A 17,150-nucleotide genomic window follows, 5' to 3' on the forward strand; every position below is an offset into this window, starting at 1 on the left:
ATGGATCTCAGACTTTGATGGAAGCCAGAACCTTTTTAGTATGATGCCATAAACCGCCCCGCACGACCCGCTCGAAAGAGATCTTCAGGTAATCGCGCCCGATCAGTTTGATGTAGGAGGCCGCATTGAAATAGCGGTCGTCGCGCTCGGGGTAATCCACGCGGTAGTGCACCCCCCTGCTCTCCTTGCGTTTGAGCGCCGAAAGGATCATCGCCTCGGCGATGGTCAGCGCATTCTCGAACTCCAAAATGGAGGCCAGCTCGACATTGTTGTCGCGCTCCTTGTGAATGCAGTGCAGCCCGTGTTTTCGACCCATCAAGTAGTGGGAGTACTCCAGCGCGCTGGAGAGCGTCTCTTCGCTGCGGAAAACCCCCGCGTCGCGGAAGAGCGACGCACCGAGGTTCTTGCGCATCGCGTTGATATTGTAGAGGTTGTCTCCGTCGAGGATCAGCTCCACGCGCCGGCTCTCTTTGTCCACATCCCGGTAGTCGATGGGCCGGAACTCCCGGCGGCGGGCGTAGCGTGCGGCTTCAATCCCGGCCATGCGGCCGAAGTAGGCCCCTTCCAGCAGGGAGTTTCCACCGAGGCGATTCGCCCCGTGGACCCCTGTCACGGCGCATTCGCCGCAGGCGAAGACCCCCGGCATATCCGTTGAGGTGTCGTCGCGCGTCCAGATACCGCCGATGGTGTAGTGCGCAGACGGGGTGATCGGCAGCAGCTCGGTGGTGATGTCTATCCCCGCACCGTTGAGGGCCATTTTCCGTGCCGAAGGGAGCTTGGCATCGATGAGCGCCTCATCGAGATGGCGAAAATCGAGGTAGACCGTATGCCCCTCGCGCATGTGCTCGGTGATGGCGCGGGAGAGCTTGTCGCGGGTCTGCAGTTCGTCGGTGAAGCGCGTGCCCGTCTCGTCGACCAGGTAGGCCCCCTCGCCCCGCGCCGCTTCGCTGATCAGCGAACCATTTGTTGCCAGCGTCGTCGGGTGGAACTGCACGAACTCCATATTGGAGAGGCGCAGGCCCGCCCGCAGCCCCGCCGCAATGACGTCACCGGAGCTCTCCTGGGCGTTGGTGGAGTGCCCGCGGAAGATCCCCGCGTACCCGCCGCCGGCAAGAATAAGCGATTTGCAGGCGAAAGCGATCACCTGCGAGTCCCGGCGCCGCAGCACGGTGACGCCGGAGAGCTTTTCCTTGAAACTGCAGATGTTGAGGAACTTGTGGTTGGCGAGGATGTGCACCCCCTCGTTGCGGCACTGCATCAGCAGGGTCTGCACGATGGCCGAACCCGTCCGGTCGGCAATGTAGCAGGTGCGGTTCGCGCTGGCACCGCCGAAGGGGCGCTGGGCGATGGCGCCCTCCTCGTCCGTATCGAAACCGACGCCCATCTCTTGGAGCTCCTGCACGATCTCCGGGGCCTGCGCGCACATTTTGCGAATGTTCCCGAGGTTCGCCAGACCGTCTGAACCGTCAAAGGTGTCGGAGACATGGCGCTCGACGGAATCGTATTCGTTGACGTTGATAACGGCGTTGATGCCGCCCGAAGCGACGGCGGAGTTGGAGCGGAAAGGGTTGCTTTTGGTCAGAACGGCGACGTGACAGCCCGCGCGTTTGGCAAAGAGTGCTGCATGTAAACCTGCGATCCCGCTTCCGACGACGATCACATCATACAGCATACTCACCCTTTACGACACGCTGCACCGTCTCCTGAGGCAGCTGCGGCACATAGGCGAGCAGCAGGTTGTCCTCGACGTGTTGCGGATCGACGGCACCGAAGAGCGCACTCAGGATCCCCCCGGAACGGGCGAACTGCAGCGCGCTGATAATATCCGTGAGTTCGCCGGTGCCCAGCAGCTCGCGGAGACGGCTGTCGAACTTCCCTTTGAAAAGGTTCATCTGCAGCAGCGACGACGCCGCGAAACACTGCAGCCCGTAGCCGTAAGCCGCCTGCAGCAGCGTATAGTAGCGCCCGTCCGGCCCCTTCTGGTTGGCGTAGCTGTACGCATGTGTTTTGGCGAGGTTGAACGGCACTTCCAGGAAGCGCAGGTGATGCTCCTTACCCCCGACCTCTTCGGCGATGGAGACGATGTCTCTGAGGCTGAGGTACTCGGTGTGCCCCTCCTCGTACAAAAAGCCGTTCCACGCCGCAATGCCGTAGTGGCGGATCTTGCCCTCTGCCACCAGCGCTTCAAAGAGCTTGAACGCCTCGGCGATGCGCAGGCGAAGCGTCATGTAATCCACGTAGCCGAGCTGGGTCTCGGGGTTGTGGAGGAAGAGCGCGTCCAGCGTCTCAATGCCCAGATTCTTGAGCGAGGTCTCAACGCTCCAGCGCAGGAACTTGGGGCTCATGCAGTGCTGGTCGACGACAATGTCGTCCTTGGTCGCGAGGCCCGCTTCGAGCATATGCTTGTTGATCCACTCGTAAGGATCCGGGAAAGGGAAATCCAGGGGGATAAATCCCGCCTTGGAGGTGATAAACAGTTGTTCGCGGGTCGCTTTGCCCTCTGCAAAAAGCTCGGCCAATGCCTCGCCGATCTCACGCTCGCTCATCTGGTAGCGGTAGTTGATCGCCGTATCGATGACGTTGATGCCGTTTTGCACCGCCGTCTTCACCGCGTCTTTATAGTTGAGAACATAGTTCTCTTCGCGGTAGGGCTCTTTGCGGAAGGTCCCGAGCCCCATCGACGAGAGGAAAGCCTCGCCGTTGAAGCGGTAGAAGTCCCGACTGAATTTCGGGAACTGTTTCAGGTAGCCGAATGTTCCTTCTTTGGTCGCGTATGAGGCCATTAAGTAACGATTACCTTGATCGGGGCTTTGAGTTTGAAGTTGAGCATGTCTTCGATACCCGCCAGCGTCGTCGTCGTATTCATGGAGCAGCTCATACATTCGCCCTGGTACTTGATCAGGACGTCCCATTTGCCTTCGTTCTCAACGATGTCGAGCAGTTCGACGTCGCCGCCGTCCGCTTTGAGGGTCGGGCGGATATACTCTTCGAGGATCGATTCGACCGCTTTGATCTTCTGGACAAGGCCCATGGATTCGAAAGTACCGTCGCCTTTTGCTTCGATGATCTTGCGGCTCTTCTCTTCGGCAGCCATTTCCTCGAGCGCCTGCTCGAGCAGGTCGACGAGGTAGACGTCTTTCTTCTCGTGGCCGCCCTCTTTGACACAGGATTTACAGAAACCGCCGGCCTTGGTATAATCGGTAATCTCCTCGACGGATTTGAGCTTGTTGAGCTTGATGACTTCCATGATCGTATCCTGAGTGATACGGGCACATTCACAGATGATGAACTCATCCTCGAAGCTCTCCATGTCGACACCCTTGTAGATGGAAGCCGCTTTTTTGATAACGTCGTAGGCCATAACGGAACAGTGCATCTTCTGTCCCGGTACCGCCGGCACGTCCGGATCGTCACGGAGCGCTTTTTCGACGTCGATGTTCGTAATTTTCAGAGCATCGTCGACGGTCTTGCCCATACAGAGTTCGGCCATCATATCAGAACTGGCGATCGCCGTACCGCAACCGAAACTTTTGAACTTGCTGACCTTGATCGTATCCGTCGACGGATCGATCAGCCAGTAAAGGCGCACGGCGTCGCCGCAGCTCTCTGCACCGAAATCGGCGATAACGAGTTTGTCCTCGCCGGCATCGGCCTCGGTCAGCTCACCCATATTAATAGGATCGTTCATTCTACGCTGTACTTCGGTTGAGTACTCCTCCCAGAGTGCTCCGCCGATCAAATCATCTCTAGCCATTTTGTGACCCCTTTTTGAAAAAGATTTCTACCGGCCATTATGCAAATGGCGTTCCAGTTGAGCCCCCCCGCCGAAAAACATTTTAAATGACAAAAATGTCACCCTGTAACATCGGGAACATCTTATGCAGGGTTTATAGTAATCCCCATGAAAGGATCAGCCATGTACCAACTGACTGCCATCTTCAACCGCAGTTGCCTCAGTGACGTATTACTGGAGCTCAAAGAGCGCGCCATCGAGGGCGTTACCATCAGTGAGGTGATCGGAAAAGGCGGCGTCGCGTTCGATGACGCGGGCCCGGTCGAGCTCGATGAGAACATCCGTCTCGACATCGTCGTCTCGAACGAACTTTTCAAAGAGGCAGCCAAAGAGGCGATCCGATGCAATACCCGCGATCTCGGCAAGGGAAGCGGCAAGATGTGGGTCACCCCGGTCCTGGAAGTCGAACGGATCCGTACCGGCGAAACCAACGAAGCGGCCCTCCGCCACAACGACAGTGACGAGCGCGCCCTGCACTTCGACAGCTACTACACCGCCATCGATACGCCGGCGAGCTGAGCCTCAGCTCTCGGCCAGCTTATAAAGAAAGCGCCGCTCTTTGAAGGGCGGTATCTCCAGCTCCTGGCGGTATTTCGCGATGGAGCGCCGCACCATTGAGATCCCGAAACGCGCCTCGATCTTCTCATGGAGGATCTTGTCGCTGAAGGGTTTGTCATGATCCTCGCTTTTGACCAGCCGCTCCAGGAAGTGTTTGATCTCCGCCGTTGAAACGTTCCCGATGGCGTTGGAGAAAAACTCTTTGAAGGCGAACACCCCCCGCTCCGTCTCCAGATACTTGTCGCTGATAGCCCGGGAGATTGTCGATTCGTTAAAGCCCAGCTCGTCCGCGACGTCCTGAAGTTTCAGCGGCTGGAGCTCCCCGCCCATGAAGAAGGCGTACTGCTTCTCCAGCAGCACCAGGGTGACGTTGTAAAGGGTCGCCTTTCGCAGGTCGAGCAGTTTGACGAGCTCGCGCGCCTCTTTGAATTTCTGTTTGGCAAAATTGTCGTATTTGTCGATCTGCGTCACTTTGAGGTCGGGGTAGAAAGCGTTGTTCATCTTGATAATGAACTCGCCCCCCTCGAAAGCGACATAAAGGTCGGGCAGTACCGGCGGTTCGCTCTCCATATACTCCAGGGCCGGCGGATTCTTGAGGTGGCTGATCACCTCTTTCGCATCCCCCAGGCGCGGGTGGTTGACAAACTTCTCCATTGACTCGAAGCGGGTGATCATCGCACTGACAAGGATGCTCAGTTCGTCATCCATCTCGACATCGTTGAGCTGGAAAAGGAAGGACTCTTTGTAGTCCTTGGCGCCTACGCCCGACGGCTCAAGGTAGGCAAAACGCTGACGCACCTTCTCGACCTGCTGCGCGTCGGTATCGCACTGCTCCGCAATCTCCTTGATCGACCCCTCGAAGTACCCTTCGTCGCTGATATAGTAGATGATCTGGCGGGCGATTTTCTGGGAGATCGGTGTCGGAAAAAGCGGTGCGGCGATCTGCTCGTCGAGCTTTTCGTAAAGGGACTGGGCGGAGACGCTCAGCCACTCGATCTCGTCGCTGGAGGCGTTTGAGACATGGTTCTGGTACTCCATGTAGGCGCGATGCGATCGGTCCGAAGAGCTCTCAGAGACTTCGAATCCCGACGAAACTTCAAGACAGGGGTTTTCGCTAGAGATGACCTGCAGGTGTTTGTCCAGGTCCGAAAGCGAACACTGTAACAGCGGCAGCCATGTCTGCATGGAGAGGCGCGGCAGCTGTTTCTGTTTGAGGTTTAAAGCTTGTTTCATCGTCTAATCATACCTCTGCTGCTAAAAATGTGATACGAAAATGTGGCTAAAATTTGTGCATATCGCCGAAAAAATGCAATTTGCGTTCTAAGGATTTCGAAAATGTAGGAAGAGAAGGAGTCCGAAGGGGAAAACCCTTCGGGAGAATTAGTACTTCAGGCGGACAAGACCGTTCGGCTGAGCAATTTTCATCTGGCAAGCCAGACGTGCTTTCGGGCTGGTTTCGTTCAGTGTTTTCATGACAGCTTTTTCTTTGTCAGTCATGTCGCTGAGGAAGTCCATACCGGACTCGACGAAGACCACACAGGTCCCGCATTCGCCGTCGCGGCAACCAAACGGCAGGGCAGAACCTGACGCTTCAACAATGTCCTGAATCGTTTTACCCGGCTTAACGTTGATCGCCAGGAAGTCATTCATAATTTCTACACGTGTTGTCATTCAATACTCCTTTTTTACTCGAACGGTTTAACAATAATGTCGCTTCTTACAATGCACTGGCATGCAAGGCGAACAGGGGTTTGACGGTTGAATTGCTGAGCAACTTCCGCCTCTTTCTTTGTGATCGCAGCCATCTCGACCAGTGTCTCGAGCTCTTTGTCTTCCATATAGTAAGACTGGGCATGCGCATCATAGTCTTCGGTCGTAGGGTTCATAGTCTCTTCGACGCTCAGATCTTCGATCTTTACCGCACAGCTTCCGCACGTCCCGTCCTTGCACTCGGTCGGGATCTTCACGCCGTTACTTTCCGCTACACGCAGAAGCACGTCGCCCGTACGGGCTTGTACACGCTTGTCCATGCCATCGCCAAATCCGCAAAAAATGACGTTTGCCATGTTGTTCTCCTTCGTTTAATCCCTCGCTACATCATGGCTGATGCATCAAGTTCGTCAATACCCAAAATTCAGGCGATGTCTCCTTCATCTTGGGATTGCGCCCCTTTGGCGGCGAGTTCGGCAGCTTCTTTTTCTGCGGCAGCTTTGGCGAGTTTTTCCGCTTCGCGCTTGGCACGGTGTTCGCGGATCCAGCGCAGCTCGTCCTCCACCTCGTCGTAACCGTCTTCCTCTTCGACGGCGACCAGTTCGCCTTCGCGGCAGCCGAAGGTAGAGCCTTCCTCGATGAACTTGACGTCATAGACGCGGATAACCTGGAGGAAATCGCCGATATTCGTGACGTAACCCTCGGCGCCAGGTTCGATCAGGATACCGTCGCGCGGGTGGAACGGGTTCGTCCCGTCGTTACGGATCGCCTTCGTGATTTTGACCCGCTGGCCGATCCGGAAAACCGGAAGAATGGCATCTTTCTTTGAAGGGGATATCATTTTGCTGTCAGCAGTCGACATTTTATTTTCATCCATGGCTTACCTCCTATATTTTGAACTGTTATGACGGACCGCTTTTGGCAATTTACCCGTGGCAATCCGGAAAAACGTGAAAATGGCTTCGTTAGTTGAAGCTAAGATCCGCCTGGCTTGTGCAGGCGTGAACCCCATTGCTCACTTCCTCGACGTCGCTACAGCTGTCGGACGTTGAACACGTGCCACAACCGCTCTCTTTTCCGAACATATCCCACACGTCCGCAGCGGACGGTGCATAGCCGTTCTCAAAATTCTTATACACGGTGATGAGTGCGAACTTATAGTATTCGAGCATTTTCTCATCGCCTTCGAGTTCGCTACCGATGGCGCGATCCATCATTGCTCCGAACTCTTTCAAGATATGGAAACGTTTGACGTACACCAAACGCTCGTCATAATCAAGATCGAAAAAATCAAAGTAATCTTCGGCATCAGTCAACGATTGAAACTCTTCAAGCGTACCCATCATTCATCCTTTCTAAGTGATTTGCAATTTTGATTCTTTAGTTTTTAGACAACAGAATCGTTTAAGAGAGCCTGCAGGGACAACTTTGTCCTACAGACCCATCTCCTGTTTGAGCTGAGAGGCCCAGCTGCTGACACGATCTTCGGTCAGGTCTTCCTGGTTGATCTTGTCGATCGCAAGTCCGACGAACTTACCGTCTTTCTCGGCAGCGGAAAACTTATAGGTATAACCTTCCGTCGGCCAGTATCCGAATTCGGTATCGGCACCGAGCTGGGCGAAAAGGGTTTTGAACTTCACCAGGGCGCTGACAAACTCCTCGCCGTGGGTGTCCTGGTCGCCGGCACCGAAAAAGGCGACTTTTTTGCCGCTGAAGTCCGGCGTTTCGCTCTCGAGCTCCATCATGGGGTCAACCCAGTCACGCTGCGGGTCACCCTGACCCCAGGTGGAAGAACCGATCAGCAGGACGTCAAAATCGTCGAACTGCTCGAGATCGTCGAAATCCTCTTCCATGTTGATGAGCTCTGCTCCCTCAAACTGCTCTTCGAGCAGTTCCGCTACTTCCTGTGTCGCACCGGTACTGCTACCGACGAAAATACCTACGTTTGCCATATGTGTCTCTCTCCTTGTTGTAATTAAGCTTTGTCTTTGCAGGGTTTGTACTGTTCAAAAATGTCGAACGCTTTGTCCAGCAGTTTCTGCCCGTCCTCGTACAGCTTGTCGAGGGTGCGGTAGCTGAAGCGGTGCGCATCTTTGAAGTACTTGTCCACCAGCACGATCTTGTCCGCGATGACGATACAGCGTCCGAAGCCCTCGTGGCTCATCTCCATAACGACATTGCACATAACACCCGTCTTGCGTTCGAACTGCAGGGCGATCGCTTTGTAGATCATCTTGATCTCACCGATGAGCATCTCGTCGATATCCGCGATGATCGGGATCTCCTTGAGCTGCTCTTTCGTCTTGACGTATTTTTTCGTCAGCAACTCTTCGTCGCTCATTTTCGCCCAGTTACCGAACTGGTCCGTCGCGCGCAGCTGACGGATCAGCTCCTCGGTGAATGCATTGATTTCAAGTGCCGTATCGGTCATAGTTTTCCTTCGTTTAGATTGAAATTTTTTGGTATTGGTGCCGTTTACTCGACGGCCCAGCGCGCCAGGCGCGGGTCCTCGACGGTTTCCATGTTGATGATCCGCTTGACCCACGGCGGTGGGTTGCCGTTGATCATCTTGACAAGTTCGTCCAGGATCTCCTCGATAGCGCGGGGGTCCGGGACCTTCATCGGGTTGATGCCTGCGCGGATCACCTTCGCCGCCGCCGTACCGCCGATGGATTCGACGTACATGATGTTGATCCCCGCAAGGCACTGCACCTTGAAGTCGGTCTTATCGTCGCCCGTCAGCCCGCTGGTATCTGATTTGATCACCCCGTTGAGCTCATAGCCGTCCTTGGAAACGTTGTAGACGACAAACTCCTTCGCTCCGCCGAAGTGCGCGTTGACCGTCTCCATATCCTTCGACGCAAAGGCGACTTTCATCGCGTTTTCAAGTGTGCCGGTGCTCTCGACGCTGATCTTCGTACTTTCACCCATCATGACCCCTTCAATTCAGTTTAGTGTTCGCCGTGCCGGACATGACGCAGCGTGTTCGCCGCTTCGAAAAGAAAGAAACAGCTTCCTTCGTAAAGCTGATCGTTCTTGAGCTGATTGCCGAGTTCCTCGTAATTCGGGAAGCCCCGCAGCATCAACCCGGCATGGCTTTTGTCATCCATATGCAATAATCGTTCCGCATGGAAATTGCTGATGACGAGATCGGCGTTTTTAAAGTGCTGCGCCGCGTCTTCAAGGTCCCCGACGAAGATGTGTTCGGCCTCGATTTTCTCGAGAATCGGACTGTATGTCGTTGCGACAACGGTATCGATAATACCGCCGACGCTCTGCAGCAGTTCGCAGATGCCGATGCACGCATCGGGCTCCCCGGTCACGATGAAACGGGCGCCGCCGACCAGGAAGTGGCTGTCGAGCATCACGTCCTGCAGGCGCCCGCGCCAGCGCTTCACGAGTGGCGGCGGATCGATCTGCCTTATCTTCATCAGTTCCGCGACAAAATTGTCATTATTTTCCAGCCCCATCAGGTGGTCGAAATGGATGTGGCAGACGGCGGGGTTCTTCTTCTGCAGCGCCTCGGCACCTATTTTCATGGAGCTGCCGATGGTGATGACCGTCTCCGTATCGCCGAGGGCCACGATATCGTCGATGCCGATGCCCCCCGTGGCCAGTTTGCCCTGCCCCTCGCTGAGGTAGCCGTCGAGGGAGGTAGAGAGATCCGGGAACGCGAGGGTCTCGAAACCGAAGTTCTCGCACATCTCCTTGATCTTCTCGATCTCACCGGGCTGGATGCCCACATGCGGCATCAGCACGAGCTTGTTGGGCTTGCACTCCGTCGCCGGTTCGGTGTGCTGGTCGACGAGCGCCTTGACCGTGAGGGCCCAGCCGCTCTCCATCCCCCCTTCGAAGTCGGGCGTATTGACGTAGCAGTAGGGGATCTCGATATGCATCCCGACCCCGCGGACGTCGTCGCCCTTCGTCTCCGTCAGCCCCGTCGTGTGCAGGCCGATGAGTTCAGGCTTGAGCTTGCTCTTCTTGGTGATATTGTCGATGGCAAGCAGAATGGAGTAATCTCCCCCGTCAAGCACGGCGGTAATATCACTGACCGAGGTGTTGTACATCGCGATCGGCTCGTTGAAGTGCTTGGTATAAAAGACTTTGGTATAGGAGGCACACCCCTGCGAGGCGTGCATCAGCGGCAGGCAGTTGCGGATACCCATAAAGGCAAGCGCCGCCCCCATCGGCTGCGAATGCTTGATCGGATTGACCTGCAGCGGCTTGTGTTCTTTCCTATTGAGTTCGAAGTCGGCTTCTTGAGACATGGCCCCTCCTTAATATAGGAAAGCATCTGCATTTCGCGTTCTTGCAGCCCTTTTTCGATAGAAATTATCAAGTTAGTGCAATTGCTCTTGACATGTTTGAAAAAAGAGAGTAAAGTTTTAGAGTAAATACACTAAAAGACACCTCCAAGACCCCTCTGCGGAGCCCGGAGATGCCAAAAAGGATACGCAATGAAAATCTACACTCGCATGTTGGGAGCCGCCGCGGCGCTTTCCCTCTCTACTTCCCTGCTCCTTGGCGCCGTGTACGACGTCGATCCGACCCACTCGAACGTCGGCTTCAAGATCCGCCACATGATGATCAGCAACGTCAACGGACGCTTTGCCGAATTCAGCGGGAACTACGACCTGGAAGGCAAAGTGCTCAAAGCGCTCTCCGGCACCATCAAGAGCGCCAGCGTCGATACGGACAACGCCAAACGCGACGACCATCTCCGCAGCGCCGACTTTTTCGACGTGGCGAAGTACCCGGAGATCACCTTTACCATGACCAGCTTCGACGGCGACAGTGTGACGGGAGAGCTGACGATCCACGGTGTCACCCGTACCGTCACCCTGGAAGCGGAAGTTTCGGGGACCATCAAGGACCCGTGGGGCATGACCCGCAGCAGTATCATTCTGGAGGGGAGCATCAAACGCAGCGACTTCGGGCTGACCTATAACCAGGTGCTCGAAGCGGGCGGTGTGGCACTGAGCGACAAGGTGAAGATCACCATCGAGCTCGAGGGGATCGCCAAGCCGGTATAATGCCGCCATGGGAACGAAAAAGAAAATCCTTGCCGGGGCGCTGAAGCTCTTTAACGAGGGCAATACGCAGGCCGCGACGACGAACCATATCGCCGCGTCGCTCGGGATGAGCCCCGGCAACCTCCACTACCACTTCAAAAACCGCGAAGCGATTATCCTCCGCCTTTACGAGGAGATGAAAGCCCAGACGGAACTGGCCGCGGAAGCCCTTCCCGGCTCCATCGGCGCGCTGCATGAGCACATGCTGCACCTCGGCCGGGTCTACTGGGCGTACCGCTTTTTCCACCGCGAGCTGCTTTTCCTGCTCTCGCGCGATCCGGAGCTCAAAGCCCTCTATGTCCGGGACAACCTGGCCCACCGCGAACGCATCGTGCGCGTGCTCTCCAACCTCGTGGAAAACGGCTGCCTGGAGGCGCCGTATGCCAACGTCCTCGAGCACCTCGCCGACACGACCCTGCTGGCCACGCAGTTCTGGATCCCCTTCCTCGAAACCCTCGGCACGCCGCTTGATGAACACAATGTGGAGGGAATGTTCACGCATGTTCAGGGGGCAATGCGCCCCTATCTAACCCCCAAGGGGCTCAAGGCGCTCGCCGACCTCGGCGCATAGCGCACGGGCGGCGCTGATTCACTGTGACCGGAAAAAAGAGTGGAAGAACCGTTTAGGTACGGCCGTCGAGGATCTGTTCGTTGTCGATGCGTTTGCGGGGGGATTTTCGAATTTCGACAAGGATCTGCTGCAGGCGGCTGAGAACGATCTGGGCGTTTTTCGACGTATCGAAACTGTCCATGGCGATGTAGGTGGTGTCATTGCGGAAATGATCGTCGAGCTTGCAGAGCAGGTTCTGGCTCGCCTTGTGGGCACGGGCCGCGTCCGTAAAGTCGAAGACAATAAAGTAGTGATTGTCATCAATCTTCTCAAGGTGGTCCGAGAGCCGTAAAAAACCGCCGAGGGTCTGAAGGTCCAACGGTTCGCTGTGGTGCAGAAGCGCGAAGGTCACATCGACGCCGTAGCGTTCATAGATATAATAGTGTTTTTTTATCAGCACTTCAAAGCGTTGAGCTGTTTCACTCATTGCAGTCTTACCTTTACCAATATTGTATTTGTGTCATTCATTATAACGACAAACATACAACTTTTATCAGAGTTTCTTCAATATATTTTGTGAATAAAGGATTATAGCAAAAAAATGTGATAGCAACTTAATCTCCCGGGAAACGTTATGCTTCCCGGAGAACCTTTGCCGAAAATCGTGACACGGATCGGAAGCGTAAAGGCTGTCTCGCTAATGACGGATCAGCCGACTTCCCAGGGCGCTTTGGCCGATACATTGGCGAACACCGGGTTCGCGAAGGCGGACTTCAGATCCTCGGCGAGATTGATGAGGCCGTTGTAGCCGCCGTAGGAGGTCTTCTTCTCCTGGTTGACGTCGATGAAGGAGATCTTCTTCTTGATCGCCGTATAGAGGCTCCGCCCCCCGGCGAGGAGGATATGGGCACCCCGTTCGTCGATGACCTTGGACTGTTGCGCGGCGGGTTTGTCCATCAGCACGCCGTCCTCACCGAGGTATTCGCGCGCCTTTTCGATATCGTCCGCCGTCGACTTCTTGATGGAGGTCGCCACGACCTCGATACCGAGATCCTGCAGGCCCGACGCGATGGACCACGCCTTGTTCCCCCCCGTGTTGAGGACGGCTTTTTTGCCTTTGAACAAGCGACGGTAAGGCTCGAGGGCGAGGTCGAGTTTCGCCTCCTCCTCGTCGATCAGGCGTTCGGCCTTCTCCATCAGCTCCGGGTCGCCGAGCCCCTTGACGATCTCGCGGATGGCGAAGGTCGTGTCGCGTTTGCCGTAGAAGGAGACGGAGACCCAGGGGATGTCCCACTTCTCGTTCATCTTGCGCACCAGCGTCACGAGCGACTTGGCGCAGACGATGACGTTGAGCTTCGCGCGGTGGGCCGTGCGGATGTCGCCGACCCGGCCGTCGCCGCTCATAGAGGCGAGCACGCGGATGCCGAGCTTTTCGAACATCGGCATGTACTGCCACATATCGCCGGTAACGTTATAGTCGCCGATCAGGTTGATGTCGTACTTCGTCGTGTATTCCGGCTCCTTGGTGCCGATCAGGTGCTCCAGCACCGCCTCGCCCGCCAGACGCGAACCGAGGTTCTTGCCCCCGACAAAGCCCGGCGCATGTACCGGGACGACCGGCACGCCGTGCTTCTCGCTGCCGAGTTTGCAGGTCATGTCGATGTCGTCGCCCACCAGCGCCGTGACACAGGTGGAGTAGACGAAGATCGCCTCGGGTTTGTAGTGTTCGACAACGTAGTCGATGGAGTCTTCCAGGCGCTTGTCCCCGCCGAAGATAACGTCGTTCGTCGTGATCCCCGTCGTGAAGCCCATAAAGGTGTGGTTGCGCCCGTTGTAGGAACTCAGGCTCTCGCGGGTCTCCCAGGAGGCCCCGAGACAGGTCTGCGGGCCGTGCACGAGGTGGACGGCGTCCGCATAGGGAAAGAGCGAGATCTGCGCGCCGTCAAAGGCGCACCCTCCTGCCGCAAGGCCCGGTTTGGGCTTGTCGCACCCCTCGCCGGGTTTTTTGTCTTTGCTGTGCGAACAGGCACTCTCGTTCAACAACTCTTTGATCTTTGCGCGGTTTACCATTGCCATAATGTCATCCTTCCTATGGAATTTTCATAGTCAGAAAGCTGCTCATCCGCTTGCTTTTCGCTATAGATTTTCTTGTCAAAGCGATATGCAATATATGTGCCTGTAGCGGTTTTTTGGGAGGGGTTATCAGTTAGAGGGGTGGCCGTAGCCGTAGCAATGCCGGGCGCGCCCGGCGGGATGCCGGCGAATTACTCCGCGTCGGCGACGGGATCGGTCGTTTCAACAACTTCCGTCTCGGTGACCGTCTCTTCGATGCCGTTTTGGTGCGCGTACTGGTGCTGCGCCTGCGTCATATTGCGGACCTGGTACTGGTAGCGCATCTGGCTCTGCATCTGCTGCTGCATCATCGCCGCACCGCGCTGCATCGTTGCCGTGCCCGCACCTGCACCCGCACCCGGGCCCTGCTGCGCCATTGCCGCCGTGGAAGCGACCAGTGCCGCCGCTGTCAATGCCATGATTGTCTTTTTCATCCTATGTCCTTTTTCTGTTGGAATGCGGAAATTGTAAAGCAGGAGAGTGAGCGGAGTGTGAGAGATCATGCACAGTTTCGCTAAGATATGGCAAGACCCAAGGAGCCCCCATGCCCGAATCCGAAACGCCCGCCCCCTTCCTGCGCCGCCGCCGGAATCAACTGCTTATCGTCGCGCTGTCGCTGCTGGTGCTGCTGCTCTCCTTCGCCGGCACCTTTGATAGGCCCGGCCGCGCGATCGTCGACAGCTCCTTTAAACAGGCCCTTGTCGTCTTCGGCACGGCCAAGTCCCTCAACGCCGTCATCTCCGTCATACAGGGCACCGAAGTCGGACCGCCCGGCGTCACCCTCGCCGTGGGGGAGGTGCTCGACCCCGTCAACGACCTCATCGAACGCTTCTCCTGGATCATGCTGGCTTCCATCACCTCCCTGGGAATCCAGACGATCTTTATGAACATCGTCACGGACACCCTTTTCAACTACCTGCTGCTCGCGCTCGTGCTCGCCTACAACCTCTGTCTCTTTGTCCGTTTTGCCCGCGACGAAAAACCCCGTACACTCCTGTTCAAGATCACAGTGATCATGGTCTTTCTGCGTTTCAGCGTGCCGCTGATGGCCCTCGCCAACGACCTCGTCTACGCCCATTTTGTCCAACCCGAATACAATATTGTCGAACTCGACCGCGGGGTCACGGCGATCTCGGACGACATCGAGGGGTTCAAAAAAAGTTCGCACAGCCTCTTCAGCACCAGCTACTACACGGAGCAGGTCGAGCACTACAAAGCCGAGGCCAACGCCGCCGGCGACCAGATCGTCCGGCTGATCATCGCCTTCGTTTTCCAGACCGTCGTCTTTCCGCTGCTGTTTTTGTTCCTGCTCTACAAGTTCGTGCTGAGGGTGTTCGATATCGGCAGGTAAAGTCCGTCCTCAAGGGAATAAATTAATCATCCCTTCTATATACTGTAAATATGAACATTTACCACAAGAAACTACATCTTGCACCGGCGTTGACCTACCTGGTATTTTTTGTGTTAAGTGCCCTGCTGATCCTCCTCTTCAGCCACGACATTCTGTCCGACCGCGTGAAGGGGCATCTCTCCGCCGAAAAAGAGCTGACGGAGTCGACCTACCAGAGCATCATCGGCGGGTTCAAATCCCAGGCCGACATCATCTTCTACAACCGCATCAACGTCAAAGACGTCATCGATCTCTACAAGCAGGTGCCGACGGCATCGGAGACGCAACGCGCCGCGATCCGCGAACGGCTCTACGAGCTCCTGCTTCCCGTCTACCGCAATATCAGCCTCTACCACCTCAAGCAGATGCATTTCCATCTCAGCAACAACGAGAGTTTTCTGCGCTTTCACCGCCCCGGGCGGTTCGGGGACGACCTGACCGGCGTACGCGACAGCGTCGCCTATGTCAACAAGACGCACAAGCCCGTCAGCGGCTTCGAGGAGGGGCGCATCTTCAACGGCTACCGTTTCGTCTATCCTCTCTTTGACGGGAACGACTACCTCGGCAGCGTCGAACTCTCCATCTCGATGCAGACCATCCTCGAAAGAATCCGCCACGCCATCCATGCCGAGACCGGTTTTATCATTCTCGCCGACACGGTAAAATCGAAAGTCTTTCCCGAAGAACAAAGCTATTATGTGCCCTCGCAACTGTTTGAGAACTACATGACCGAAAAGGTACTGGCCCCGCGGCACGCTTCGAAAACGACGGCGCTGATCCGCGCGTACATCCGGCAGAACGGCTCCCTGGACGCGATGCTCGCCCGGGGGCGCACCTTCAACTTCTTCGAAACCAACGACGGCAATCTCTACGCAATCACCTTCGTCCCCGTCGTCAATGCCATCTCCCGCAAAACCGTTGCCTACATCATCATCGACCGCAGGCATGGCGACCTCCAGGCCCGCTTCTTTCAGTACAAGGTCATGGCAGGCGTCGTCGTGGCCCTCCTGGCCCTGCTCTTTTACCTCCTCTACCGCGCCAACCTGCAGCGCAGTGCCATCGAAATCGACAAGCGCCAGCTGCAGTCGCTTATCGACCTGCAAAAAAACGTCGTCATCCTCACTGACGGCCATAAACTGAAGTTCGCCAACCGCTTTTTCTTCGAGTCGTTCGGCTACGACTCCCTCGAGGATTTCCTCAAGGAGCACGAGTGCATCTGCGAGCTCTTTATCGCCGACGAACGCTTTTTCCACCTCGGCAAGGTCCCCGACGGCAAACAGTGGGTCAAAACGCTGATGGAGACCCCCGCGACGCGGCGGATCGTCAAGATGCTCGACCGCGAGGGGACCCCCCGCGTCTACACCGTCACGATCAACCCCATCCCCGGGCAGCGCTACATTGTCGTCTTCACCGACATTAGTCTGACCATCCTCAACCAGCGGGAGCTCGAACGACGTGCCTCGCGGGACAAGCTGACCCACGCCTACAACCGCGAATTCCTCGACAGCTCCTTCCACAAGCTCTGCCACTCATCCAACGCACAGCAGAAACTGCTGGGGGTCATCATGGTGGACCTGGACCACTTCAAGCGCGTCAACGACACCTACGGCCACAACCGCGGCGACGAAGTGCTCAAAACCTTCGTCGACGTTATCCGCCGCGCCATCCGTCAGGAGGACTTTATCATCCGCTGGGGCGGCGAGGAGTTCCTGTTGCTGATGATGGTCGACAGCCTCCACAGCCTGACCGCCATTGCGGAGGGAGTCCGCGAACGTATCGAAACCGCGGCGTTCGCGGAGGTCGGGCAGATCACCGCGAGCTTCGGCGTCACCATCTACCACGAGGGGGACGACCTCAAAACCACCATCGCACGCAGCGACAAAGCCCTCTACGAGGCCAAGGCGTCCGGGAGAAACATCGTCGTCGTGGACGAGGCCATCACCGAGACCGCCCTCTAGCCGCGGC

General features: G+C 56.4%; 20 protein-coding genes. 5 read left to right on the top strand and 15 right to left on the bottom strand.

The annotated features are described in order from the left end of the window. Positions 1-7: 7 nt before the first annotated feature. Genes LOH54_RS07570 through LOH54_RS07580 form a run of 3 tightly spaced genes read right to left on the bottom strand, consistent with a single transcriptional unit; the run spans position 8 to position 3,754 of the window. Positions 8-1,672, bottom strand: coding sequence for an L-aspartate oxidase (locus LOH54_RS07570; RefSeq protein ID WP_231018247.1), 1,665 nt, complete (start codon positions 1,670-1,672; stop codon positions 8-10). Continuing rightward, complete coding sequence (locus LOH54_RS07575) at positions 1,662-2,783, bottom strand: aldo/keto reductase (protein WP_231018248.1); 1,122 nt, start codon at positions 2,781-2,783, stop codon at positions 1,662-1,664. The genes LOH54_RS07570 and LOH54_RS07575 overlap by 11 nt, the downstream gene beginning before the upstream one ends. Continuing rightward, the gene (locus tag LOH54_RS07580) at positions 2,783-3,754 is read right to left on the bottom strand and encodes an iron-sulfur cluster assembly scaffold protein (RefSeq protein ID WP_231018249.1); all 972 of its coding nucleotides are present in this window, start codon (positions 3,752-3,754) and stop codon (positions 2,783-2,785) included. Before LOH54_RS07580 ends, LOH54_RS07575 begins: the two co-directional genes overlap by 1 nt. A gap of 162 nt (positions 3,755-3,916) precedes the next feature. Here LOH54_RS07580 and LOH54_RS07585 point away from each other — a divergent pair, with 162 nt between their 5' ends. Continuing rightward, positions 3,917-4,312: a P-II family nitrogen regulator gene (locus tag LOH54_RS07585; protein ID WP_231018251.1), complete on the top strand. Its 396-nt coding sequence runs from the start codon at positions 3,917-3,919 to the stop codon at positions 4,310-4,312. A gap of 3 nt (positions 4,313-4,315) precedes the next feature. On the opposite strand, the gene rpoN is transcribed toward LOH54_RS07585, so the two are convergent. From rpoN to nifN, 9 genes are all read right to left on the bottom strand, one after another. Further along, positions 4,316-5,584: an RNA polymerase factor sigma-54 gene (rpoN, locus tag LOH54_RS07590; protein WP_231018253.1), complete on the bottom strand. Its 1,269-nt coding sequence runs from the start codon at positions 5,582-5,584 to the stop codon at positions 4,316-4,318. Between the two features lie 147 nt (positions 5,585-5,731). Next, positions 5,732-6,022, bottom strand: coding sequence for a 2Fe-2S iron-sulfur cluster binding domain-containing protein (locus LOH54_RS07595; RefSeq protein ID WP_231018254.1), 291 nt, complete (start codon positions 6,020-6,022; stop codon positions 5,732-5,734). Positions 6,023-6,036: 14 nt separating this feature from the next. After that, positions 6,037-6,417, bottom strand: coding sequence for a 2Fe-2S iron-sulfur cluster-binding protein (locus tag LOH54_RS07600; RefSeq protein ID WP_231018255.1), 381 nt, complete (start codon positions 6,415-6,417; stop codon positions 6,037-6,039). A 68-nt stretch (positions 6,418-6,485) separates the two neighbouring features. After that, positions 6,486-6,938, bottom strand: a complete 453-nt coding sequence (locus tag LOH54_RS07605) for a nitrogen fixation protein NifZ (RefSeq protein ID WP_231018257.1) — start codon at positions 6,936-6,938, stop codon at positions 6,486-6,488. Positions 6,939-7,026: 88 nt separating this feature from the next. Continuing rightward, positions 7,027-7,404 carry a nitrogenase-stabilizing/protective protein NifW gene (locus LOH54_RS07610; protein ID WP_231018258.1) on the bottom strand — a complete coding sequence of 126 codons (378 nt, stop codon included), beginning with the start codon at positions 7,402-7,404 and terminating at the stop codon, positions 7,027-7,029. Between the two features lie 90 nt (positions 7,405-7,494). After that, positions 7,495-8,013, bottom strand: a complete 519-nt coding sequence (locus tag LOH54_RS07615) for a flavodoxin (RefSeq protein ID WP_231018259.1) — start codon at positions 8,011-8,013, stop codon at positions 7,495-7,497. Positions 8,014-8,036: 23 nt separating this feature from the next. Further along, a complete protein-coding gene (locus tag LOH54_RS07620) occupies positions 8,037-8,492 on the bottom strand; it encodes a NifX-associated nitrogen fixation protein (RefSeq protein ID WP_231018261.1) in 456 nt (151 codons plus the stop codon). Between the two features lie 44 nt (positions 8,493-8,536). Beyond that, the gene (gene nifX / locus LOH54_RS07625) at positions 8,537-8,992 is read right to left on the bottom strand and encodes a nitrogen fixation protein NifX (RefSeq protein ID WP_231018263.1); all 456 of its coding nucleotides are present in this window, start codon (positions 8,990-8,992) and stop codon (positions 8,537-8,539) included. Between the two features lie 20 nt (positions 8,993-9,012). Then, positions 9,013-10,329 (bottom strand): nitrogenase iron-molybdenum cofactor biosynthesis protein NifN, encoded by a 1,317-nt coding sequence (nifN, locus tag LOH54_RS07630; RefSeq protein WP_231018265.1) that lies wholly within the window; start codon positions 10,327-10,329, stop codon positions 9,013-9,015. A gap of 189 nt (positions 10,330-10,518) precedes the next feature. Here nifN and LOH54_RS07635 point away from each other — a divergent pair, with 189 nt between their 5' ends. Next, positions 10,519-11,094 (top strand): YceI family protein, encoded by a 576-nt coding sequence (locus LOH54_RS07635; protein ID WP_231018267.1) that lies wholly within the window; start codon positions 10,519-10,521, stop codon positions 11,092-11,094. A 7-nt stretch (positions 11,095-11,101) separates the two neighbouring features. Next, positions 11,102-11,704 (top strand): TetR/AcrR family transcriptional regulator, encoded by a 603-nt coding sequence (locus LOH54_RS07640; protein WP_231018268.1) that lies wholly within the window; start codon positions 11,102-11,104, stop codon positions 11,702-11,704. Positions 11,705-11,756: 52 nt separating this feature from the next. On the opposite strand, the gene LOH54_RS07645 is transcribed toward LOH54_RS07640, so the two are convergent. The 3 genes from LOH54_RS07645 to LOH54_RS07655 form a co-directional block, all read right to left on the bottom strand. Next, the gene (locus tag LOH54_RS07645) at positions 11,757-12,170 is read right to left on the bottom strand and encodes a hypothetical protein (RefSeq protein ID WP_231018270.1); all 414 of its coding nucleotides are present in this window, start codon (positions 12,168-12,170) and stop codon (positions 11,757-11,759) included. A gap of 221 nt (positions 12,171-12,391) precedes the next feature. Beyond that, complete coding sequence (gene nifE / locus LOH54_RS07650) at positions 12,392-13,759, bottom strand: nitrogenase iron-molybdenum cofactor biosynthesis protein NifE (protein ID WP_231018272.1); 1,368 nt, start codon at positions 13,757-13,759, stop codon at positions 12,392-12,394. Between the two features lie 188 nt (positions 13,760-13,947). Further along, on the bottom strand, positions 13,948-14,229 hold the full coding sequence (locus LOH54_RS07655) for a hypothetical protein (RefSeq protein WP_231018273.1): 282 nt from the start codon (positions 14,227-14,229) through the stop codon (positions 13,948-13,950). 110 nt (positions 14,230-14,339) lie between these two features. Between LOH54_RS07655 and LOH54_RS07660 the strand changes: the two genes are divergently transcribed. Continuing rightward, complete coding sequence (locus tag LOH54_RS07660) at positions 14,340-15,146, top strand: hypothetical protein (protein WP_231018275.1); 807 nt, start codon at positions 14,340-14,342, stop codon at positions 15,144-15,146. Between the two features lie 50 nt (positions 15,147-15,196). Further along, positions 15,197-17,143, top strand: a complete 1,947-nt coding sequence (locus tag LOH54_RS07665) for a sensor domain-containing diguanylate cyclase (RefSeq protein WP_231018277.1) — start codon at positions 15,197-15,199, stop codon at positions 17,141-17,143. Positions 17,144-17,150 lie beyond the last annotated feature (7 nt).

This window comes from Sulfurimonas sp. HSL-3221 (assembly GCF_021044585.1).
In the GTDB taxonomy this organism is placed as follows: Bacteria; Campylobacterota; Campylobacteria; order Campylobacterales; family Sulfurimonadaceae; genus Thiomicrolovo; species Thiomicrolovo sulfuroxydans.